Here is a 23,417-nt window from a genome sequence, read left to right on the forward strand (position 1 = left end):
ATCCAGAAAATAACAAAAATTCAGAATAATAAACCACAGATAAAAGCCAAATCAGCTCACATAACCAATTTGATGAAAAAGTGACGGCGAGATAATTTACATAATGTGACAAATCGCAGCACATATCGCTACAACATCGATGTGATATATATCTCTAAAGTCGATAACATTTGCAAAATTATAATTCTTATACATGCGAGTATTAAGTGAAAGAATCTCGAGAAACGTTAAATTTTAGTGACACGCTGCCTACTAAAACTTGGACAAAACACGACACTCATTGGGTATTGAGTTTATTCGGCACCGCCGTGGGGGCTGGCATTCTCTTTCTGCCTATCAACCTAGGAATCGGCGGATTTTGGCCCTTGGTGCTCTTAGCGCTTTTGGCGTTTCCCATGACATTTTGGGGCCATCGTGCACTTGCACGGTTTGTGCTCTCGTCAAAACAAGCCGATGCGGACTTTACCGATGTTGTCGAGGAGCACTTTGGAGCGAAAGCAGGTCGTCTGATTTCCTTGCTCTATTTCTTGTCGATATTCCCCATTCTGCTCATTTATGGCGTGGGCATCACCAACACGGTTGACAGCTTTATGGTCAATCAAGCGGGAATGGAATCATTGCCTCGAGTGCTGCTGTCTGGTGTATTGGTTTTCAGCCTAATTGCCATCATGCTCGGCGGTGAGAAGCTCATGCTGCGTGCGTTTGCAGCCATGGTTTACCCACTCGCCACCATACTGGCGTTTTTGTCGCTTTATCTCATCCCGAGTTGGCAACTGCCTTCCTTGGCACTACCTTCTGCCGGCGATTTTCTACAAACCGTCTGGTTAGCCGTGCCTGTGGTGATCTTCTCGTTTAGCCATGCCGCTGCCATTTCCAGCTTCGTTGGCGTGCAAAAACGCCATTACGGTGAGCAGGCGAATGGTAAATCAGAACAGATTCTTCAGCGTACCAGCATCATGTTGATTGCTTTTGTGCTGCTGTTTGTTTTCTCCTGCGTACTCTCTTTAAGCCCAGAGCAATTGGCGCAAGCAAAAGCACAAAATGTGTCGGTACTTTCCTATTTAGCCAATGCAACAGAGAACCCATTTATTGCGACTTTTGGCCCTCTGGTTGCATTTATCGCCATTACGTCGTCATTCCTTGGCCATTTTTTAGGAGCACGAGAAAGCCTAAACGGATTGCTAACCAAGCACACGTCAATGCCAATTCAACGCGCCGATAAAATGACCATCGTCAGCTTGTTTATCTCAATTTGGATTGCTGCAGTGATCAACCCGAGCATTCTCGGCATGATGGAAACCTTATCTGGCCCAGTCATCGCTATGATCCTGTTTATCATGCCGGTTTACGCCATTTACCAAGTTGATTCATTAAGAATCTATCGTGGTAAAGCCACGACTGTGTTTGTTTTGCTGACAGGGTTACTGGCCGTTTCTGCGTTGCTGTTTGCGATTATCTAACCGAAAATGAACAAGGGCTCCCACGGAGCCCTTGCTCATTCTGTTCACAGCAACTTTGCGCATTCAAATTAGAAATAGGAAACTTGCAACAATACCGAGAGATAAAATGCAAGTTCGGCCAATTACGCCAAGATGGGTTGGTTGAATCATTTCTTGATGCTGCATATCCACTCTCCTCATATTATTGTTTTTTCAGTTTGTATTGACAGTATTATTATTTCCCGCCCGGAACACAACGCATAACAAAATTAAATTTTTATGACAATTGAGTGAAATTTTCAAAACACGCCAACATCGCGATAGTATTCACGCCAACAGAGATAACGAAACTCTGAATCGGCTCCCACTTTAGAGTTCGAATCTCCTCTAAGCTCTTACAAACAAACCATAAAGTGAGGAGACACAAGGTGAATAATCAACGTCACGGCATCACGTTTGGCATTGAGCGTATTGGCTCACAAACCATATTGGTTTTTAAAGCAACGGGCACACTCACCCATCAAGATTACCAAGCGATCGCTCCGGTACTGGAAGCAGCCCTTGCGGGCATCAATCGACAACAGATGAATATGCTCGCAGACATTAGCGAGTTTTCAGGCTGGGAGCCTAGAGCTGCCTGGGATGACTTCCAACTGGGTCTAAAAATCGGCTTCAGCGTCAATAAAGTTGCTGTTTATGGTGACAAAAATTGGCAAGAACTCGCAGCCAAAGTAGGCAGCTGGTTTATTTCTGGCGAGATGAAATCGTTTGGTGATTATGACTCGGCAATCACATGGTTGGCAGATTAACGGATCAGACTCAAGCCAAATTACCCTATTACTATTAAAGTGAACGACCAAGCGAAGCGTCCTAGTCCGCTTCGCGTTCGTTTCAGTGACCTTGAGCAATGTCGTTGGGAAATGTACTTAGGAAAATCAGATCACGCGACTTGATTCGCCGCCGCTCGGCGCAGCATATGAATATGAGTTGGAAAATGCTGCAAGAGATAACGTTGCTCTGCTGCCATATGCTTGAAACTCGGGCCTTTAGAGAGCTTTAACACCACTTCATCTTGATCGAAACGCAAAATACGCCCTTCGATAGCCAACACACAGTTGAGCAGCTGCAACGTTCCCCGAATCATCAGACCCTGATGAAATTGGTGGATGCTAGAGAGTGTAACCCGTAAGCCCCCTTCGGAAACTTCATTCACGTGGTACACATCACCGTTGATACGGACACGTGGTAGTGCCTTCACAGGATATTTTAAGCGGTAATACTTTCGCTTTTGATCGTCATGATTTTGCATCGTCATTGCCTCCCTGTATCGCTTCTGCCTATCAATGCGCCTTTTCTTTCCTAAAACCATTCTCAATTTGAGAATTTATCAAGGCAAGGCGCCGTTTTTAATGGCAGATAACGCTCACAAGTGTATTGAAGCAAGAGTCATACCACAGAGGGATAGGAAATATAAAAAAGCCAACTCGAACAACAAGTTGGCTTTATCAAAGTCTGGAGAATTATTGACCGGTCACGTGACTAAGCATTTCAGTGCCTTTTGACCAGTTGACGATCATCGCCTCACTGACGTCGCTCTCAGTCATATGTGCGATATGGAACTCGAATAATCTCAACTCATCAGATGGCTGCACATAAACGCGATTAAAGCGGATTGCTTGTGCAATACCATCGGCTTGTTGCGAAGATGAAACCTTAAGATGACGCTTAAACAAGTCGTGTCTCAATTGAACTTGTGTCGCAAACTCATCCGCCGTCACATTGCCATTTTTTGCCCCTTCCAGCACCTTGGCAACGATGATTTTTGCACTGTCTAGCTCTTCCTCGTTGCTTAGGGCCACTGTAATCGTGCTGACCAATTGCTGTCGAGACCAACTCTCTTCCATCTCAACCGCCACGAGACCGATGTTGGCTTCTAACAGTTGTTTTTCCAATCGCGCCATCAAAACATCATCAGCTAACTGACTTGCTGTCAGCTCTTTACGACGCATTTTGCTGTCTTCTTGGTCATCAGTCAGGCGCGTTTTCAAATAGATGTTGGCGGCCACTGGCTGAGCTGACGTCTCAGTATCCATTGGTTGCTCAAGACTTGAAGTTGGCTTTTCAGCAAACAAACGACCTGGAATCGAGTTGCCGATCTTGGCGCCACCAAAAACGATGTCAATTTGATCGATCGCATCACGAACCTGAACATCCCCCACCAAAATCACCGTCAGCTTACTTTGAGGAGCGGCGGGAACTTTGTCGTTCACCAATACTTTGCCACGCAGTTCAACAAGGGCCTCTTTGAGAGAACGCGAGTTCAGGTCTGCTTCGTTGGCCACAAGCCAAGTCTGATTGGATGCCGTTTGCAATTCGAAGCGAAGTGACACCGTCTTTTGGCTATAGCGTGATGGCATAACAACATAACGAATGCCGTTTTCGAGCGCACCTATTTTCATTTGTCGTGGCAAGCTCAAATCCGTGGTTGGCATCCAATCTTGATCGGGTGTTAATACCGTTGTATCAGGGGCGGCTACCAATGGAAAGCTCATCGCAGCAAGAAGTAATCCCCCCAAAGCGTTTCGCTTCAAAGAGGAAATAAAAGAGTTTGATATAGAAAACAAAACGTGAAACCTCAATCAGTCCAAATACACAATACAAGCCAACTTGTTATTTCGGTTGATTAAGACGTCTAAAAATGACTTCCTTGTTTATACTCTACGACAGCACGCAATCCAGTGACAAAACCACAAGCAGAGCAAACAGATTTATGGGACATCTTAGAAAAATTTGCTGAGATTATAATTCATTTATTGATCACATCAATCACTCTCTCCTACTCGTCTCATAAATAACACATTTAACAATATATCCATTTCATTATTCGAATAAATTATTATCAATTTCGTGATGTGGTTTGATGGCAGCCCTTTTCCTACCTACACTTACCTTTAGTGACAAACTCATAAATAGCGAGTTCTCACACGGTCGTGAAATGAGCAGTATTGCAATCCTATGATGAGAACAAAATGGACTTCACTTTGGAGGCGTTCATGACTTTCAAAACCACCATCATCGCAACTTGCCTGCTCGCAGCCGCTCCTTCAAGCATGGCAGCAAATGGTCCCAACGCTCATCCAAGTCCTAGCTTGAAAGGTCTTCAAGCGAAAAACTTTGTCCTTCCAGACAACGCCACCTTGGTGAAACGCTTTGCGCTTGGTCATTCCGGAATGGAAACACAGCGCTTTCAGCAGCACTTTCAAAATGCCATTGTATTTGGCGGAGAAATCAGCCTCATCACGGCGGCCAGTGGCGATGTCGTCACGGTGATTGGTCGTCGCTATGACCATTTACTCTCAAGTAATTCCGTCAAACTGAAAGCCGAAGCGGCCAAAGGCATCGTGATGATGAAAATTGGTGGCCATGGACGGTGGACGACTAACCTGTTTATTAACCCATCCAATGGGCTGTTCTTTTATATCGTAGAAAATCAACGTGCTGACAGCCGTTGGCACTATTGGATTGATGCCGAAACGGGCGAAGTGCTCAATGCTTATGATGGATTAACAACCGGCAGTGGAACCGGTGTTCATGGGGATAGCAAAGATCTGTCCGGGCTGACCACATTTAATCGCGGCAATTTCGAAATGGTCTCTGCAAATGGTCGCCTTTCTACCTATGATGCCGGTGGCCGCAGTCGACTACCCGGAGATCTAGCCACAGATAGTGACGATCAATGGGTGGAACCTGGCCGCACTTCCCCTGGCCAAGCGGCGATGGTCGATGCGCATTTCTTTGCCAATGTGACTGACAGTTACTTTTTGAACGTGCTGCAATTCAACTGGTTGAGTCACTATTCGCAGGGGATGGTGTCAACCGCCCATGTTAAACGCAACTATAACAACGCCTATTGGAATGGCTATCAAATGGCTTACGGAGATGGGGATGGCATCTCCTTCATTAATTTATCCGGCGATTTAGATGTGGTGGGACACGAACTTTCGCACGGCTTGACCGACGCAACCAGCGATCTGATTTACCAAAATGAATCTGGCGCACTCAATGAAGCATTTTCCGACATCATGGGCACCAACATTGAGTTTTACTATGGCAGTGGCAACTGGACCATCGGCGAAGACATCACACCAAACTCAAACGGCATCCGCAATATGGCTGATCCAGGAGAAGATGGCGATCCCTCTCACTACAATGAACGATACACAGGCACTGGCGACAATGGTGGTGTGCACATCAACAGTGGCATCATCAACCACTGGTACTACTTATTAGTCAATGGCGGACAAAATGCTGATGGACAGTTTGCCTCAGGTAGCGATGTGGCGGGTATCGGTTTGGATGCCGCAACGCAAATCGTTTATAACGGCTTTACTTCCCTGCCACCCAATGCGGATTTCTGTTTAGCGCGCGCCGCCACAGATGCCGTTGCTGGTACCTACTCCGCCAACGTCCTTGACGCTTGGGATGAAGTGGGCGTGACCGAAACGCTCTGTAGTGGTAGCGGTGGTGGTTCAGGTGGTACTGGCGGTGATATCGCGATATCCAATGTAAGTAGTCGCACCATCAAAGGGGTGAAATTCCAAATCAGCTGGGATACGGATGTCGCCTCATCGACGGAAGTGACCTTTTCTTGCTGCGGCACGTATGTAAAAAACGAGCAAGTGACGTCACACTCGTATAATTTCAACGGTTCTAAAGGGATGACTTATGAGTATTACGTCACCTCGAAAGTCTATGATTCTGCTGGCAATGTGGCCTCTAGCGCCACAGCGGGTCCTTTTGTTCACCAAAACTAGCAGAGTCATATTGTCGACCTTCCATAATGTCCTAGGCCCAGTGAATGCTGGGCCTCTGTTTGACTAGAGGATCCAAAATGTCACGCCGCCAATCGCGACGCTGGCGAGCATCACCGGCGCCACGCGTTTCCACAACTTGCGATCACCAATCGCTACCACCATGCTCATTTTGACCAACGTATTGACGGAAGCGGCGATAAACACCCCCAACGCCGCGGTGCTAACACTTAAGCCCTGCGTGCTTTGTCGCCCCAAAGCAAGCGAGATGGCATCCACATCGGTAATGCCCGAGAGCGCAGCAAGGATGAGTGTACCAGCGCTACCAAACCACTCAGATAACGCGTGAGAAAGCAGCATAATCACCGCCAAAATCACACCAAAGAACAACGCCGATTGAAGAGCAAGAGGGTTAGTTTGTTTGCCTGCTTGCTCGTTAAACTCCACATCGCTATAGCGCCAGATCCACCAAGCAGGAAGATACAAGGCTGCCATCATCAATAGTACGATCGGCCACAACTGTGTCACCAAGGCCGGGTTTAGCACCGAAAGCACCACCAGTAAACGTGGAAACATGGTGCCACAGCTGAGCAGTATGCCACTGGCAAGCAAAGGGCTAATCGTTGGTTGTTCTCGAGAAAGATTGGAAAATTGCAGTGTCAGTGCCGTTGACGAACTCAGTCCGGCAAAAACGGAGGTAAATAACACTCCACGTTTGGCGCCGCCGATTTTGATCGCAAAGTACCCCACAAAGGAAATGCTGGCGATCAGCACCACCATCCACCAAATCTCATACGGATTCAAGGCATTCCAAGGGCCATAGGTTTGGTTCGGCAACAAAGGCAGCAACACCACAGAGATCATCATCAACCGTAAAGCGGCGTCCAGTTCATATTCTTGCAGACGCTGCAATCCTTGATGAAGCTCCTTTTTGTTATCTAATACAACGGCAGTGATCACCGCTGCCGATGCCGCCAACACAGCCTCGCCCACTACGGCTAAGCTGCCAATCACAAACGTCACCAGCAAACTGACAACGCCAGTAATGCTGATATCTTGGCTGTTTTTTTGCTGAATAATGAAGGCAATAGAAGCCAGAGCCACCAAGGCGAGCAAAGCAAAACCAAGTACGAAAGGCGATGTGTGACTGGCGAGCAATGCCGTTAACCCGCCCAGTAAGCCGACTAAGGAGAAGGTGCGAATCCCCGCCACACGGCTGCCTTCAGCGCTGTTTCGCATCACCCAGCCACGCTGTGTGCCAATGATCGCCCCAAGCAGCAACGCAATAATGACATTCCACACGGGGTGTTGACCGCTAACCAGTTGATTGAAATCCATAAAAAGACTCCTGTGGCGAAGGGTTAAGGTTAGTTTAGCGTGTTGTGTGACAGGTTCTGTGAAGTGGCGTCAGTTGCATAAAGAATTGTGCAAAAATCGCAGAAATCGCCTTAAAAAAAACGCTACTCAACCGAGTAGCGTTTGTTCGTCACGTTAAATTTGCTCCACTTTTATGCGAAACAACATGGCATAGAAAAGCGGGATCACCACCAGTGTTAACAAGGTCGCAAACAGCAGGCCAAACATGATGGTGACCGCCATACTTTTAAAGAAGGGATCAACCAACAGTGGTGCAACACCTAATATCGTGGTCAGTGCGCCAAGAAGCACAGGTCGAGCACGACTCATCGCCGCATCGATGATGGCTTGGAACGGCCACTTGCCTTGTCGAATTTCCACATCAGCTTGATCCACCAAAACGATGGCGTTTTTCACCATCATGCCGATCAAGCTAAGAAAGCCGAGAATCGCCATGAATTCGAAGGGCGTTTGGAAGACAATCAGGCCAACCGTGACACCAATGACCGCCAAAGGTGCCGTTAGCCAGATCACCAGCGGCTGTCTTAACGCGTTAAACATGAAAATGACCGACAAAATCATCGCGGAAAACCCGTAAGGGGCCGATATCACCAAACCTTCATTGGCGTCATTGGAGGCTTTGTACTCACCATACCAAGTCAGCTCGTAGCCCGCCGGCAAAGGAATGGCCTCGATTTTACTGCGTATTTGATTAAACGCATCTGCGGTGAGAACACCTGGTGCAGGGTCTGCTTGAACCAAAATCGTCGGTACCCGATCAATGCGACGTAAGATGGCGTCTTGCCAAACCACATCCACCGATTCAATCAGTTGACTTACTGGCACAGACTGCCCAACTGCATGGCTATAAACCAAGGTGTTTTCGATCGCCCTAGCGTGTTGGCGCTCTTCTTTGGGCGCTCGCAGCACAATCGGGATTAAGTCATCACCTTCACGATAAACCCCAACATTTTTGCCTGACAGCGTCTGACTGATCGCTTGGTTGATCTCTTGATTGGTCAGGCCATAACGTTGCGCTTTTTCTGAAGAGTAGACCGGTTTCACCACCGGCATTTGCTGACGCCAGTCGTCTTGCACCGCAATCAAATTGTCATCTGCCATCATCAGCGCTTTGGCCTGTTCAGCTAAACCACGTAACACGGCACTGTCTGGGCCTTGGAAGCCCGCTTCTATCTTCTTACCACCACCGCGGCCCAGCATGAATTTCCACACTTTAATCGATGCATCTGGGTATTTGGCATCCAGTTCATTTTGCAGTTCAGGCAGCAACGCAGCGATTTTCTGATAGTCATCAATGTCAATCAACAATTGGCCGTAACTGGTGTTTCGTGCCTCTGGTGAGTAAGTCAACATAAAGCGCAAACCACCGCCACCAATAAAGCTGGTGATGTTGGTCACCCCTTGCTTACTTTTCACCTCATTTTCAATCTGCGCGACCACTTGCTCAGTGCGACGAATATCCGACCCTTGTGGTAGGTAGACGTCGACCACAAATTGCGCACGCTGTGAGTCCGGCATGAAACCCGGAGGAATAAACTTCGCCCCCCACACGGAGGTCAACAGCATCGCCAAAATGGCCACAACGCTAATAAGGCGATGACGCAATACCCAGCTAAGCAAGCCGCGATAACTTCGCATCATAACGCCAACGGAGTTATCTCCCTGATTCGGTTTTACTTTTAGAAAATCGTGACACAACATTGGTGTGATGGTCACAGCAAACACCCAGCTTAACAGCATGGAATAGAGGATCACCCAGAACAGCGAACCAGCGTACTCGCCCATGTCCGATGGCGATAAACCAATAGCACTGAAGGCACAAATACCCACCACCGTGCCACCGAGCAGCGGCCATTTGGTTGCCTCGACGACCTCATTGACAATGGTCAATTTGTCACAGTCTGGCTCTTGTTGCATGCGCACCAAAATGCCATCGGTCACCACAATGGCGTTGTCCACCAGCATCCCTAACGCAATGATCAACGCGCCGAGCGAAATACGCTGCATCGCGATGTCATCGATTAGCATGATGCACAGCGTTCCCGCCACCGTCAGCAACAGCACAAAGCCGATGATGATGCCCGATCTCACCCCCATAAACAGCAGCAGCACAACAAACACAATCGCTACCGCTGCGATCAAGTTGTCGATAAAGTTCGCAACCGACGCTCTCACCGAGTCCGACTGCATCGAAATAACATGCAGCTCCATACCAAGTGGACGTTGGTTTTCCAACTCAGCCAATCGCGTTTTAACGGCATCCCCCATCTCAACTACGTTGCCGCCCATCACGTTGGAAATACCAAAACCAACGGCGCGTTGTCCGTTGTAACGCATCAGCATCGTCGCTGGTTCTTGGTACCCACGAACAACGTTGGCAATATCGCCCAAACGGACCACTTTGTTGTCGGCCCCAAGGCCAACTTGCAGATTGCGGATGTCTTGCAGTGAACGAATCGAGCTATCGGGGATCACCGGTAACCGCATCGCCTCGGTTTCAATGCTGCCAGCAACGGTAATCAGGTTTTGCTTCTGCAACACTTGCGTCACTTTCTCCAGCGACATACCAAGCTGTTTTAATCGCTCTGAAGAGATCTCCACAAAAATGGTCTCTTGCTGCTCCGCTAACGTCGCCGTTTTGGCCACCCCAGGCACCAACACCAAATCTCGGCGAAGTGTATCCACGTAGTCTTGCAGTTGCTTGTCGCTAAAGCCTTCTCCGGTCACTGCAAAGAACAGTGCATACACATCAGAAAAATCATCGTTAACGATGGAAGGGCCAGCCCCCGGCGGCAACTGCCTTTGCACATCGCTGATCTTGCGTCTTAACTTGTCCCAAACTTGCTGCAGTTCGGCAGAGCTTTGAGCGAACTCCAGTTTGATCTCCACCGTCACTTCCGACATGCCCTGTTTGGAAACCGATTTGACCTCTTTCAACTCTTGCAGAGATTGAACCTCCCCTTCGATAAGATCCGTCACTTCGTCTGACACTTCTTGTGCGGTGGCACCATAATAGGGGGTGTTAATCACCGCTTGGCGGATGACAAATTCAGGGTCTTCAAATCGGCCAAGTTTGAGATAGCTGATGTACCCGCCGAGTAAGGTCAGCGCAATCAATACCCAAACACTGGTACGCTTTGCAATGGTATAGCCAGCAAGGTTCATTACTGAGCTCCTTGGGTCGATTCTGTGTAAGGGCGAACCGCCATGCCCTCTGTGAGCGAGCCTGTTCCTGCAATCACCACGTTTTCGCCCAAGGCAAGATTGTCATCAATCGCGATGCGATTTTGGCGAAGCTCACCGACTTTGACTTCGCGTTTTGCGACGCGATTATCTCCGTTGACCACCCACACATATTGGCCACCTTGGTTATCTGAGATCACCGCCGTTAAAGGCAGCGTGATGCGTTGAGCTTCCGTTTGTTGGCGCTCAGCCGTGTCCGGCACGACTTTCACCGTCATTCCCGGAAGCACGCGATAACCATTCACATCGGTGAACGCCAGCGTCACGGCGTAAGTTTGCGTTGCCGCGTCCGCCTGGGTGGAATAATGCTTCAAGGTCAAAGGGAAACGATGCTCTGGAATCACCGCGATTTCAGCAAACGCACGCGTGTTGTGCTGACTGGTCAACATCACGGTATCGGGAATGTTCACCAACACTTCTAACTGCTGCAGGTTGTGCAAAGTTACAATCGGCTGGTTCGCCTGAACCTGGGTATGGTTGTCGACTTGCGTCAGCCCAACAACCCCAGCAAAAGGAGAATAGAGACTGGTGTATTCAAGTTGGCGTTGCGCTTCTTCCACTCGATTTTTCGACAAATTCAACCGTGTCGCGAGTGCATCCAAATCGCTTTTGGTGATCGCTCGGCTTTTTTCAAAAATGGCTTTTGCGCGCGCGTATTCCGCCTGCACGTTATCGAGTTCTGATTGAGCTGAAGCTAACGCCGTCTTGGCATCACGCGCATCTAATTGGGCGAGTAGCTGGCCTTTTTTCACTGTATCACCATCGTTCACAAGCAATTGTGTCAATCGCCCAGAAACGCGAAACGACAGCTCTGCTCTTTCCGCCGCTTGCACTACCCCGTTAAAACTCAGCGCGTTATCCTGCTCGGTAGAGACACGCTCCACCAATGCAGGGCGAACCACTGGCGCTGCCACATGCTGAGCAACAGGCTCACTGCATCCCACCACCAGCAAACTGGCCGCCACAGCGCTTATGTAGCGTACGCTAAGGCATCGCCTTCTAAACTGACGACCAAATCGACTTCCAATTAGAGGATCAACCAACGACATTTTCCACCTTCAAAAAGAAAAAAGTAAACTTTGGAGTTTATTTTATTGCAAATTACAAAAAGGTAAACTCAAAAGTTTACTGAAAGGTGATATTTGTCCGTTATTTGAGATCCTAAATGCGCTATTTCTGTTTCTCCGAATACAAAAAAAGCCGCAAAAGCGGCTTTTTTTGAACATTTCGCTGAGTGGCTACCTGTTTTTTTCATCCACGGATGCGATCGCCCCTTCTTCCTTGGCGAGCAATATTTGACACAACCACACGCCACAAGCTGAAATAAAATACCCAGTATTGGAATAGCAGAGAGAACGTGAAGAGAGTGACGCTTGACTTAACAAAGCATCAAACTGATGCACACTCGCGGTGATAATCTCTTGCTCGTGCTGATCTCGCCCTTTAGGAACTGGCTGCGTTTTTACCTCATCAAATAGCGATTTCACCAATTCGATTTTCTTCGGCATTGGCGTTTTTCTCAGGCTTATTTGCTCAAATAAATCGGCATACCTCATTTCGATAACACCCTGCGGTTTCACTTGATCGAGCGAAGTCATTAAAGAGCGAACACTTTGCTTCAACGCAATGGGCAAACGTAAATCGTAAGCAAACGGACGTAACCAAAGCCAGGCTTGCATAGCCACCAGCAGCACAAACAGAACCAGCAAGATGATCAACATGGTTTCGATAGCAAAGTTATTCATGACTCACTCCGTTTGATTAACATCACTTCGGTTAACAACTCTTTTGGCTCCACGCCCATTTTCCCATTGAGGTATTTCTCTATGCCTAACGGCTTATGGCGTGTTTTGATTTTTTTCGCCCTGGTTAATGACGAAGCAAACGACCAGGCATTACCGAGAAACTGGTACTCGCCTTGGTGTTCAACCACGTAAACGGGCATGGAAGGCAAAGTCCCTGCCACGAATTTGCCTTTGGCTTCAATCGGGTAGGAAACGGGTATGCAGGTGGTGAACTCAAACAAACCCGTTTTCAGTGACATAGAATGATAGAGATTAAAAATCTCACCAGACACCGGAACTCGGTATTCTGCTACATAGTCTTCTAAGTTATCGAAATGACGCTGCATTAAGTGGCCTACGTCGTCGGTAGTGGCGCTGCCTTTTACGCCAATGTAATGCACTTGCGGCACCACTTTTTCACCGAGATCTTTCAGCTTCGAGTACACGTGCCCAGTTTCAATGGCGCTTTTTAACATTCTCAAACCGCGCGCGTAATCCATACCGAGCACCGCCCCAAACATTTGACGGAAGAAAAACATGTACCAAGGCAACTTACCCTGAAATTGCCACTCAACGCGGCAACCTTGCTGCTCAGGAGAAACATTGAAATAGACTTCCGCCTCGCCTTTGAACGGTTTGAGATAGCTCAAGCGGAAAACGAGTTGATGATCATACAGGTGCGCTAACTCCATTTTTCCTGCACCAATACGCTCACCTTTCCATGCGTACTGAGCCCCAGGCTGCTGCTGGAAAGTACTAAAGGTAACCTCGCTTTTCGGCTCCAAAATTAACCATGGCGACCACTTGGCCCAAGTCCCAAAATCGCTGATATAGTCGATGACCTTTTCAGGTTTCCTATCAATATAGATACTTCGACTAACACAAGTCCCTGTCATATCAATACGCATTGCACTACCTCTCGGCTAGAGGATCATTGGCTGGTGGCTTCGTCGAGGTTTTCACCAATGTCTTTCGCGGTATCACGGAAAAAATGGCCGGTTTTCTTTGCCGCATCTTTGGTGGCATGGCCCACTTCCGTAAAGCCTTCTTTAATCTCTTTCTTCTGATGAGCACTACAACCCGCCAGTAAAGTAACCAAACATAATGCCGCAAGAGTGGGTAATTTCATTTGCATCGACGACTCCTAATATCCATTTAAGCAAATCTTTGAACTTTCGGATATTAACCAACTCCCAGGAATAAAGAAAGGGAGCAAAATGCTCCCTGAAAAGCGGTCTCTACGCCACTGCGGCGTCGCCCAACCAGTGGTAGTGGTTATTGGCTTTCTTACCGACCACGCCCGCGCTGATCAATTCGTTAAACAGCCGATCCACTTCTTCTGTACTGAGTTTAAAGTGCTTGGCAACCGCCTTCTTACTGCAAGAGAGCTCGCTCCTTGCCAATGCTTGAGCTACATCGAGATAAAGTGGCGATGGCTCGGGCTGAGCTTCCTTAGTCGCGGCAATCGGATAATCTTGCTGAGCATGCAAATGCGGCAAATACCCAACCGGAGTGACGGATTCACCCTGTTCGGCTGCGTTGTCACCAAAACGGCGATACCAATGACGAAAACGTTGCTCTTCGCCAATAACCCCAACAAAGAAGGCTGCAAAGCAATCCAGCAACACCGACAAAAAGACCACAAGCCCCAATTGTGCCTGACCAGAGGGAATTGAAAATGCTGCCGCTAGGCTATCGATGAGCCCCACCACTGAGCCTTGCGCGACAGGCGGTAAGCTGTCTCGTTGCATAGCCAATTTTTGCTGTTCTTTACGCAGAGTATCGTTTTGCTGTTGGATTCGATTCACCCCTGTGGCGATCCGTTCCATCTCAATGTATTTTTGCGCAGCCAGATTGTTTAACTCAATCTGCTTTTCAATCGCTTCAATTTGGCGATTGAAAGCGGTGACTTTAGCCTGTTCCAGTGCAATGTGATTCTGCGCGGTATTGGTCGCGCTGTTAATCCCGCCGATACTGCCGCCAATAGAAATCGCGGCTAATACCAAATAAAAGACAAACGCAGTGATGGCTCCAGAATAATTGCGGTGTGCACGTCGCTCACCAAACTCGTACCAAGCGTAAAACTTTCCAGCCTCGAAAATGATGGCCAAACCGCCAAATAAGGCCTGCATCAAGGGGTTGTCATCTATCGATAAAAACAGCAGCAATGAAAAAATGGTGGACGCCAAAATGGCAGCGCCAGTAAAAGAATACACACTAATAAGTGCAAATCGCCCTTTGGGATAGCGATACCCTAGTTGTTGCTCGTAATGCATAGTGATTTATTTTTTATTTGTGAGTCAGTGACTAAGGCGGCGAGAATACATGATTCACTTCACAATTTCCGTTCAAAAACGAGACTTATCCTGTCGTTCGGAGAATGATTAGACACATTGTTTGCATCCTCTCCAATTTGTTGAGAATACAGACAGGTTAGCGGTGTTATTAGGAGTCTTCATGCGACAAAAAAACCAACAACAAACTCATTGGTATACACATTGGCGCGCATTTTTAAGCCTGCTGTTGCTCAGTTGTGTTTCCTCCTTCGCTCATGCGTCAAATCGAGCAATAGAAGCGTGGGAGTGGATCGAACAAGGCGCGCTCGTTGTTGATATGCGTACACCCGCCGAGTTTCAGCAAAAACACATCGAAGGGGCGGTAAACATCCCTTTGAATGAACTAGCAAAGGGCTTTAGCAAGATCGACAAGAGTCAGCCCATCGTTCTGTACTGCCGCAGTGGCAATCGTTCCGGCCAAGCGTACGATTTCCTCTCTCAATCTGGCTACACATTGCTGTTAAATGGCGGGGGCATTGAAGAAATGCTGGCCGTCAAACCAGAAGAATAATCCATCAAGCAGAAATGAAGAAGGCGCTCAATCCAGAGCGCCTTTTGTTCTTTTTAGCCAGCGAAAAAGGCTAAGGCAAACACCACGGCCATCATCACAGCAATGGTAATGAACAGTGTAGATGGTTTTCCACCACCACCTTTCGGCGCTTGATTACAGCATCCCATAAGTCACCTTACTTTCGGATTAACGACCATCATAGGTATAAACCTTTGCCTTGGGGTAAGGTCAAACGGTAATGCATTAACGTAATCAGCGAAAGCAAACCTCCGCCCAACGCGCCAGACCTGCGGTAACCGAGCCGAAATAGTTGCCACTGACAACGGGCACATTCGGTAATTCGCTCTCTACGGCTTGGCGCAAAATCGGGGAGCGAGCAGAGCCACCGGTCATAAAGATCACATCCGGCTTCACGCCACCCTGATCAACAGCTTCTTTTACTAGCTCCACCATTTTGCTCTTTGGCGACTCAATCGCTTCAATCATTTCGCTCTGGCTGACATCCACATGTAACTGTTCCGAAAACAGATTGAGGGTAACTTGGTAGTGTTCGCTATCCGACAAGGCAATTTTTGCCTCTTCAGCCCGTCTGACTATCTGATAACCGAGTGTTTCATGGTAGACCTTGAGCAAGCGAGCCAGTTTTTCTGGCTCTTGGGCTTCTTTGTGCAGCAGCTTAAGCGCCGCTAGATTGGCGCGCCCATAGAAGTCGTTTTGCGCTTGAACGTTGTTAATGGCGATTGGGTTCCAAAACTGAGTCCTTGGCATATCAATGCCGCTGACCGCTTTGCTACCAAAACCAAATGGCGTCATCAGTTGACGAAACGCAAGATAAATATCGAGGTCATTACCACCAATTCGCTGGCCGGAATGAGCAAGCAAGCTGCCTGTACGCTCGTTTTTTCCACGCCAGCTTGGCCCCATTTCAATCAGCGAGCAGTCAGTCGTACCGCCACCAATATCAACCACCAATACGGTTTTGTCATGCTGCAGAGTTGCTTCATATTCTAAACCAGCAGCAACCGGTTCAAACTGAAACTCTATGTTCTTAAAGCCTGCGCGTGTCGCTGCGCGACGCAGAATGCCTTCAGCCTGACGGTTTGCCTCTTCGCCACCTCGACCGTGGAAGTTCACAGGACGGCCAATCACCGCATCACGAATCACCGCTTGCGCCGAATGTTCTGCGTTGGTTTTGATGTTAGCCATCATGGCGCAAACCAGATCTTCGAAGAAGCTCAGTTGCACGTCATGCAGGCCAGAAGCGCCAAGAAACGATTTCGGCGATTTAACGTAATAGAGATCAGTTGGGTCTGCCAAATAGCGATCAAGCGCCGCCTGGCCAAACACCACATCTTCCGGATGCAGTTCAATGCTCTCTTCTCGATTGACGTTGATGGCTCGTCGTAATACCTGCTCACCCACTTTGTCGAGCGGTTTGATCTCTCGATGTCGGAATAAATGCTCGGAAACCGATTCTCTTGTTGGGGCGGAAAGTGTTGACGGAATATAGTGACTTGACCCTTCAATAGCGAGTAGCTCTGGCTCGCCATCTTGCATTTTCGCCACTGAACAGTTTGCCGTTCCATAATCGAAACCAATGTACATAACACCTCCAGCCAAAAAAAGGTCGGCAATGCTAACGCAGCGCCCAGCAAATAGCCAGAAAAAGCCCCTTATTCAATTTGCACTGGCAATCAATAAACACCGTTTTTCAGCTAACAACCGAAAACGAGTGGAAAATCGATTGCGTTATCACTCTGTATTTTAAAGAAATTTATCAATAAGATAACGAAATTTATGTGCAACAAGATCCTGTTCACAGTTCCTGTTTTTAGAGAGGGGTTTCCCTCCCCCAACTTGTTTGAGATCAAGTTTGCTTTCACCACTCATATGACAAAGTAATGGCTAGAAGAGGAATCATTATTAACTAACAACGATGGAGCAATCCAACATGGCAAGTGCATTTTTTATCCCTACCGTGAACCTAATGGGCGCAGGCTGCCTAAAAGACGCAGCAGATAGCATTAAGGCTCAAGGTTTTACAAAAGGTTTGATTGTTACCGACAAGATCCTAAATCAAATCGGTGTGGTGAAGCAGGTTCAGGACCTTCTGTCTGAGCGTGGTGTCAGCGCAGTTGTGTTTGATGGTACGCAGCCAAACCCAACCATCAGTAACGTAAACGCAGGCTTAGAGCTTCTAAAGCAAAACGATTGTGACTTCGTGATCTCACTAGGTGGTGGTTCTCCACACGACTGCGCCAAAGGTATCGCATTGGTGGCTTCAAATGGTGGCGCCATTGCCGATTACGAAGGTGTCGACAAATCAGCGAAACCAATGCTACCGCTGATTGCTATCAATACAACGGCGGGTACGGCCTCTGAAATGACTCGCTTCTGTATCATCACCGATGAAGCACGTCATATTAAAATGGCGATCGTCGATAAACACACAACGCCACTTATCTCAGTAAACGACCCAGAATTGATGCTAGCAAAACCTGCATCACTCACCGCAGCAACGGGTATGGATGCACTGACTCACGCGGTAGAAGCTTACGTTTCTATTGCTGCAACGCCGATTACTGATGCAGTTGCAATCAAAGCGATTGAGCTTATCCAAGCTCACCTTCGTACTGCGGTTGCGCACGGTGAAGATATTGAAGCGCGTGAGCAAATGGCTTACGCACAGTTCATGGCAGGTATGGCATTTAACAACGCATCATTGGGCTATGTACACGCAATGGCACACCAGTTGGGTGGCTTCTACGACCTACCTCACGGTGTATGTAACGCAATCTTGTTGCCACACGTACAACGCTACAACGCACAAGTTTGCCCTGAGCGTCTACGCGACGTCGCAAAAGCAATGGGTGTCAATGTTGAAGGTATGAGCGCAGAGCAAGGTGCAGACGCAGCGATCGAAGCCATTGTGCAACTCGCGAAAGATGTTGGTATCCCAACAGGAATTCGCGAACTTGGCGCGAAACTGGAAGACATTCCAACACTTGCCGACAATGCGTTGAAAGATGCCTGCGGTTTCACCAACCCGAAACAAGCGACACACGAAGAGATCTCTGCGATTTTTGAAGCAGCGATGTAATCTCCTTAAGGCTTGCAAATCAAGATGAACAAAGCGCTCTTCGGAGCGCTTTTTTTAATAGTGAATGTGGACTCTAAATGCTTACGCAAAACCTGGAATCAAATAAAGAGGTAACCTATCTAACATCAAGTAGAGATAGCTTTTGCCATAATCGGTTAATGTCCAAGCAAAACCCGCCATGTTAATCAGCGCCATCAGCCAGCTCATGACCAAAAAGGGGGTATTACCGACTTTGTGACTCAAAACCACGTGAGCAAAGAATGCTCCGGGCCAACCGCCAATCAATGCCAGAATATAAAACAACATTTCTGGTACTCTTGGCTTGCTCTCCTTGGCGGCAGAGACATCAAATGCGCAAAGCACGAACATGACTGCACTGATAAAAAAGTAATGTAGAACCGCTAATGCGGGGTAACGGAATAACCAAATACCCGCAAAAACAGCAGTGAGAAAAATAATGGCCACCCCGATTGCAAAAGAGAACACAAACGCTTTTTGTACAGCCACCGCGACGACCTGTCCGTGTTTGTTTCGCTCCACTTCGAACGTCACCACATCGTCTAAGGTAGCACTGCCGATCACTTCTGCTTTATTGAAATAAACCATCTCTCCCGAACCGTCGATTTTAATAAAACCATTACCTTTGTCTTGGCTCCATTGAGCGATTCTTCCTTTGTACGCCATACTTATGCCCCAAAAGTGATTGATTTAACAGAACACAGCTCTCCTAGTGGATAAGTATAGGTCAGAATTCGACGGGCATTGGGTATATACTCAAACTAATCAAGTCAAAGGGATTTACTCAAAAGGATCGTTGTAATGAAATGGGCAGGTCAGTGTTTAGCAACCGTGCTGATGGGGTTGGTGTCGTTTTCCACTCTATGTGAGGAACTCAAGCTAAAGAAAATCGCTTCGGGTTATCAAATTCCTTGGGGAATTGAATTTATCGACAGCGCCAACGCCGTCATTACCGAGAAAAATGGCCGTATCTCGTTGCTCGATGTCACTCAAAGTCAGAAAACCCCACTCTATCAAGTCACCAATGTCGACAACTCAGGACAAGGCGGGTTACTTGATGTTGCCCTTTCCCCCATCACACGTCAGCAGCTCTATTTTACCTTTTCGAAAGAAGTCGACACTGGCACAACCGTGGTACTGGCCACTGCCCGTTTGCAAAACAAAGTGTTCTCCGACTGGCAAGAGCTGTTTGTCGCGGATGCTGCGTCAACAACCGGTCGCCACTTCGGTAGTCGTATCGCCTTTGATGACAGCAATCACCTTTACTTCTCCATTGGCGATCGTGGCGTTCGAGACAACGGGCAAGATCCGAGCAACCATGCTGCCACCATTTTGCGCCTGACACTGGATGGAAAAATACCCAACGACAATCCATTCATCGACAATAGTGAAGTGAAAAAGGAGATATGGAGCTTTGGCCATCGCAACCCACAAGGACTGTTTTTCGATGACAAAACACAGCAACTCTGGTCTGTTGAGCATGGTCCAAGAGGGGGCGATGAGATTAACCTCATTCAAGCTGGAAAGAACTACGGCTGGGCCAAGACTTCTCATGGCAAAGAATATTGGGGTCCGATTCGCGTTGGAGAAGCCGATACACTGCCCGGCATCGAAGCGCCCAAATGGGTCTATATACCGTCTATTGCCCCAAGTAGCCTCATTTTCTATCGCGGTGAGCGTTACCCAAGCCTCAACGGCAAGCTGCTGATCGGCGCATTAAAGCTCACGCACATCAATGTGGTGAGCATCGAAAACGACCAGCTCAAAGAGACTGACCGCTTATTTGAAAAACTCAACGAGCGAGTTAGAGACATCACCTTAAGCCCTGATGACTATCTCTATTTCACCACGGACAATGGCAACATTTACCAAGTGCTTCCGTAAACCTCACTCAAGGGAGACACTGACCGTTTGCTGCTCGAAGTCTATCGTCATCATAGAGCCAAGGGGCACAGTAAGCATAGGATGGGTATGGCAACTGTCGAAGTCCCATAAAATTGGCACCGATTGACCATTGAGTACTTCGTTCAAGACATCAATCGGTTGTCTTCCTGTTTCCTTGTGGTTAAACAGCTCATGCTTACCTAACACGATAGCCCCGACCTTGTCGAACACGCCATTGAGTTTCAACATCGCAAAAGCGCGTTCCACCACTTCAATGCCTTGCAAGCAATCTTCCAACAACAAGATATCGCCTTGCTGGATTTCTGGCATGTAAGGCGAGGCCCAAATCCCAGACATGGTATTGAGGTTGCCCCCAATGATTCTACCTGCCACCACGCCCTGTCCTGCAAAATACCATTGGTTAGGGTTAGTGTGTTTACTGGTCGATTGCAAATGCCAAGGCACATACTCATCGCTCCAGCCTTGTGGCATTACATAGGTGTGATGTAGATTTTCCAGCGATTGGACAATGTCGGTAAAAGATTGGAACGTTTCATCCACCAACGGAGGAAACTCCCCCAGTGACGCGACCAAAGCTGGGCCATAGAAGGTCACGATGCCCGTTTGCGCATAAATGCCCATCAGGAGCGCGGTCACATCCGAATAACCGACGATGATTTTCGGATCGTCGCGAAGCGCTTGGTAATCCAGATAAGGGAGCAATGAGTTGCTATTGTAACCACCAATGGTCGACATAATGCATCGCACTTCAGGGTTGCGAATCAGTGCATTAAGCTCTTCAACACGCTCGGCAATCGAGCCTGATCGATAAGTATCACTCTTTCCCGTTAGGCTCCCCGCTTTCAGTTGGTAGCCCCGTTTCTCAACGTATTGTTTCGCCCGCGCAAAACGCTCTGGTGCAAAGTGCGTCGCGGGAGAAGATGGTGAGAAAAAGCCTATCGTATCGCCAGGCTTAAGTGATTTGGGGATGATCATGACGTCACGACTCCTTTTACTGACGTTATCTACCTGATGTTTCTTATTATCAACACTCTGCATTTGCTAAGTAAGCCAACACTTCACGCAACTGATCATCTGCGATGTTGAGCAGTCTATCGCCCACATACCACTCGAAGATCGATTGTTCAGGGTGCTGCGTGGTTTGCGGATGCCCTAACCAAACGCCTTTTTGCTCGGCCACTCGGTCACGCAACTCGATGGCATTTTCAAGGCTCAGCGGCACAATCAAATGCAGCATGTTCGCTTGCGGTTCATAAGGGCTGACGGCCAATTGTGGGAACTCGCGGAGGATTTGGTAGATCTGCTGTGTGCGCGCAAACAGCGCCGGCATTTTCGCCAATTGTTGATCAAACTGCATTGCAGCAGACACCACGTAAGGCGTGCGATGATATACATTGCCACCTTGGCGCTTCATCCAAATCGACGCCTGCTCGATGAATTTTTTGTCTCCGAGTAGTAATGATCCCCCTAAGCCATTGATGCCCTTATAGAGAGAGACATAAGCCGACTGAAAACCCGTGGCAATCTCTTTGTATGACTTTTGATAATAGGCCGCGCACTCCCATAAACGAGCGCCATCCATATGGAGGTGAATGTCGCGGTGTTCACACTCGGCTTTGATGTCATTGAGTTCGTCCCAACTTGGCAATTGCCCACCTAGCTCACGCATGGGCAGCTCATACAAGACTGCTGAAATTTCATCTGGCCAAGCGTTGAGATCTTTTGCTGTCCAAGGTCGGAACATATCTCCCAGAGGCAAAATGGAAAAACGATTCTGCAGTTGATAACCCTGACGTTCAAAACGATAAATATGACTGGATTCATGCATCGCTACCACAGGATTGCGTTTTTTACGGCATACCAACTCAAGGGCCGTGGCCTGCGTCATGGTGCCCGTAATAACAAACAAACCCGCTTCAAAGCCTAAAAGGTCGGCCACTTTTTGTTGAAATGAGTTGATGAATTCCCCATCACCATACACATCGTGCTTCACTTGGTGCTCTTCACACCATTTCGCCATCGCGTAGAAATGTTCTGCTGGGCTTTGCTCGTGATTGCCCGCAATAATGGTGTGGCAATGCGCACGTAAATCCTTTTTCATCAAAGATTTCCTTCTGATTTTCGAGACATGTTCAACTTATCGTCGTATAAAACTCAAGTAAAGGGATAAACTCTTTTTAATGCCACAAACATAAGGGCGCTCATGAAACCAATCACATTAGAAATCAATGAAATACGAGCCATTATTTTTGATTTGGACAACACCCTTGTCAGCTGTGAGCTCAATTTTTCACAGCTTCGTCAACAGCTCGGTTGCCCGCAGGAGATCGACCTGCTTTGCTTTGTGGAGGCAATGACCGATACGCAAGCACAACGGTACGCAGAGCAAACTATTTTGGATCATGAGCTGTCCGACGCCAAACACGCTCAGCCATTACCTGGCTGCCACGCCCTGCTTCACTACCTGAAACAGCAGCAAATCAAATCAGCAATCGTGACTCGGAATTGCTTGCAAGCCAGTCAGCTCAAGCTCGAACAGACACAAATAGACATCGAGCATTTGATCACGCGTGAACACTGCGCGCCAAAACCCGACCCAAAAGCCCTAATTCACTTGGCAACACAATGGCAACTCAAGAGTCATCAAATACTGTATGTGGGGGATTATCTTTACGATCTTGAGGCGGCCTACAACGCAGACATGCCCTCTTGCCTTGTGACCAATGGGGAAGATAAAGGGTTTGCCAGCTTAGCGTCCATCACGGTCACTAGGCTGGATGAGTTACTAGAAAAACTGCAACAAAGAGATGTTTAACTAAAGCGATTTTTCGCCAAAAGAAACGTTTAATTAAGCATTAAAGCCCCTAACCGCTGGCGTTGCTGCGCCAACGGT

20 protein-coding genes are annotated in these 23,417 nt (G+C 48.0%); 7 read left to right on the forward strand and 13 right to left on the reverse strand.

All coding sequences use genetic code 11. From position 1 onward, the window contains the following. The first annotated feature begins 206 nt into the window (after positions 1 to 206). Positions 207 to 1,460 (forward strand): aromatic amino acid transport family protein, encoded by a 1,254-nt coding sequence (locus tag CIK04_RS04170; protein WP_017422519.1) that lies wholly within the window; start codon positions 207 to 209, stop codon positions 1,458 to 1,460. A gap of 407 nt (positions 1,461 to 1,867) precedes the next feature. Next, positions 1,868 to 2,248 carry an STAS/SEC14 domain-containing protein gene (locus CIK04_RS04175; protein ID WP_039538309.1) on the forward strand — a complete coding sequence of 127 codons (381 nt, stop codon included), beginning with the start codon at positions 1,868 to 1,870 and terminating at the stop codon, positions 2,246 to 2,248. A 131-nt stretch (positions 2,249 to 2,379) separates the two neighbouring features. Here the strand turns inward: CIK04_RS04175 and CIK04_RS04180 are convergent, their stop codons facing one another. Together CIK04_RS04180 and CIK04_RS04185 are read right to left on the reverse strand one after the other, a co-directional pair. Continuing rightward, on the reverse strand, positions 2,380 to 2,754 hold the full coding sequence (locus CIK04_RS04180) for a PilZ domain-containing protein (protein WP_011151906.1): 375 nt from the start codon (positions 2,752 to 2,754) through the stop codon (positions 2,380 to 2,382). A gap of 205 nt (positions 2,755 to 2,959) precedes the next feature. Next, a complete protein-coding gene (locus CIK04_RS04185) occupies positions 2,960 to 4,015 on the reverse strand; it encodes a signal recognition particle (RefSeq protein WP_232708649.1) in 1,056 nt (351 codons plus the stop codon). Positions 4,016 to 4,492: 477 nt separating this feature from the next. Here CIK04_RS04185 and CIK04_RS04190 point away from each other — a divergent pair, with 477 nt between their 5' ends. Then, positions 4,493 to 6,253 (forward strand): M4 family metallopeptidase, encoded by a 1,761-nt coding sequence (locus CIK04_RS04190; protein WP_232708648.1) that lies wholly within the window; start codon positions 4,493 to 4,495, stop codon positions 6,251 to 6,253. 63 nt (positions 6,254 to 6,316) lie between these two features. Here the strand turns inward: CIK04_RS04190 and CIK04_RS04195 are convergent, their stop codons facing one another. From CIK04_RS04195 to CIK04_RS04225, 7 genes are all read right to left on the reverse strand, one after another. After that, a complete protein-coding gene (locus CIK04_RS04195) occupies positions 6,317 to 7,588 on the reverse strand; it encodes an MgtC/SapB family protein (RefSeq protein ID WP_045594812.1) in 1,272 nt (423 codons plus the stop codon). A gap of 153 nt (positions 7,589 to 7,741) precedes the next feature. Continuing rightward, positions 7,742 to 10,792 carry an efflux RND transporter permease subunit gene (locus CIK04_RS04200; protein WP_097352568.1) on the reverse strand — a complete coding sequence of 1,017 codons (3,051 nt, stop codon included), beginning with the start codon at positions 10,790 to 10,792 and terminating at the stop codon, positions 7,742 to 7,744. Then, the gene (locus tag CIK04_RS04205) at positions 10,792 to 11,919 is read right to left on the reverse strand and encodes an efflux RND transporter periplasmic adaptor subunit (RefSeq protein WP_038940101.1); all 1,128 of its coding nucleotides are present in this window, start codon (positions 11,917 to 11,919) and stop codon (positions 10,792 to 10,794) included. The genes CIK04_RS04200 and CIK04_RS04205 overlap by 1 nt, the downstream gene beginning before the upstream one ends. A gap of 189 nt (positions 11,920 to 12,108) precedes the next feature. Then, positions 12,109 to 12,615 (reverse strand): hypothetical protein, encoded by a 507-nt coding sequence (locus CIK04_RS04210; RefSeq protein WP_072599739.1) that lies wholly within the window; start codon positions 12,613 to 12,615, stop codon positions 12,109 to 12,111. After that, complete coding sequence (locus CIK04_RS04215; RefSeq protein ID WP_039545383.1) at positions 12,612 to 13,562, reverse strand: SRPBCC family protein; 951 nt, start codon at positions 13,560 to 13,562, stop codon at positions 12,612 to 12,614. Before CIK04_RS04215 ends, CIK04_RS04210 begins: the two co-directional genes overlap by 4 nt. A gap of 23 nt (positions 13,563 to 13,585) precedes the next feature. Then, positions 13,586 to 13,789: a hypothetical protein gene (locus CIK04_RS04220; protein WP_011081017.1), complete on the reverse strand. Its 204-nt coding sequence runs from the start codon at positions 13,787 to 13,789 to the stop codon at positions 13,586 to 13,588. Between the two features lie 103 nt (positions 13,790 to 13,892). Continuing rightward, a complete protein-coding gene (locus tag CIK04_RS04225; protein WP_017422510.1) occupies positions 13,893 to 14,930 on the reverse strand; it encodes a hypothetical protein in 1,038 nt (345 codons plus the stop codon). A 181-nt stretch (positions 14,931 to 15,111) separates the two neighbouring features. Here CIK04_RS04225 and CIK04_RS04230 point away from each other — a divergent pair, with 181 nt between their 5' ends. Next, positions 15,112 to 15,501, forward strand: a complete 390-nt coding sequence (locus CIK04_RS04230) for a rhodanese-like domain-containing protein (RefSeq protein WP_097352567.1) — start codon at positions 15,112 to 15,114, stop codon at positions 15,499 to 15,501. 252 nt (positions 15,502 to 15,753) lie between these two features. Here CIK04_RS04230 and yegD read toward each other — a convergent pair whose 3' ends face one another. Next, on the reverse strand, positions 15,754 to 17,106 hold the full coding sequence (gene yegD, locus CIK04_RS04235) for a molecular chaperone (protein ID WP_097352566.1): 1,353 nt from the start codon (positions 17,104 to 17,106) through the stop codon (positions 15,754 to 15,756). A gap of 346 nt (positions 17,107 to 17,452) precedes the next feature. Here yegD and yiaY point away from each other — a divergent pair, with 346 nt between their 5' ends. Further along, positions 17,453 to 18,601 (forward strand): L-threonine dehydrogenase, encoded by a 1,149-nt coding sequence (yiaY, locus tag CIK04_RS04240; protein WP_017422506.1) that lies wholly within the window; start codon positions 17,453 to 17,455, stop codon positions 18,599 to 18,601. 81 nt (positions 18,602 to 18,682) lie between these two features. Here the strand turns inward: yiaY and CIK04_RS04245 are convergent, their stop codons facing one another. Beyond that, a complete protein-coding gene (locus CIK04_RS04245) occupies positions 18,683 to 19,285 on the reverse strand; it encodes a DUF1294 domain-containing protein (protein ID WP_097352565.1) in 603 nt (200 codons plus the stop codon). A gap of 135 nt (positions 19,286 to 19,420) precedes the next feature. On the opposite strand from CIK04_RS04245, the gene CIK04_RS04250 reads away from it, so the two are divergent. Then, the gene (locus CIK04_RS04250; protein WP_097352564.1) at positions 19,421 to 20,503 is read left to right on the forward strand and encodes a PQQ-dependent sugar dehydrogenase; all 1,083 of its coding nucleotides are present in this window, start codon (positions 19,421 to 19,423) and stop codon (positions 20,501 to 20,503) included. Positions 20,504 to 20,506: 3 nt separating this feature from the next. Here CIK04_RS04250 and CIK04_RS04255 read toward each other — a convergent pair whose 3' ends face one another. Beyond that, a complete protein-coding gene (locus tag CIK04_RS04255; protein ID WP_097352563.1) occupies positions 20,507 to 21,499 on the reverse strand; it encodes a S66 peptidase family protein in 993 nt (330 codons plus the stop codon). Positions 21,500 to 21,548: 49 nt separating this feature from the next. Continuing rightward, the gene (locus CIK04_RS04260) at positions 21,549 to 22,625 is read right to left on the reverse strand and encodes a low specificity L-threonine aldolase (protein ID WP_038940094.1); all 1,077 of its coding nucleotides are present in this window, start codon (positions 22,623 to 22,625) and stop codon (positions 21,549 to 21,551) included. Between the two features lie 102 nt (positions 22,626 to 22,727). On the opposite strand from CIK04_RS04260, the gene CIK04_RS04265 reads away from it, so the two are divergent. Next, positions 22,728 to 23,339, forward strand: a complete 612-nt coding sequence (locus CIK04_RS04265; protein WP_097352562.1) for an HAD family hydrolase — start codon at positions 22,728 to 22,730, stop codon at positions 23,337 to 23,339. Positions 23,340 to 23,417: the final 78 nt, after the last annotated feature.

The organism is Vibrio sp. 03_296, from assembly GCF_002265885.1.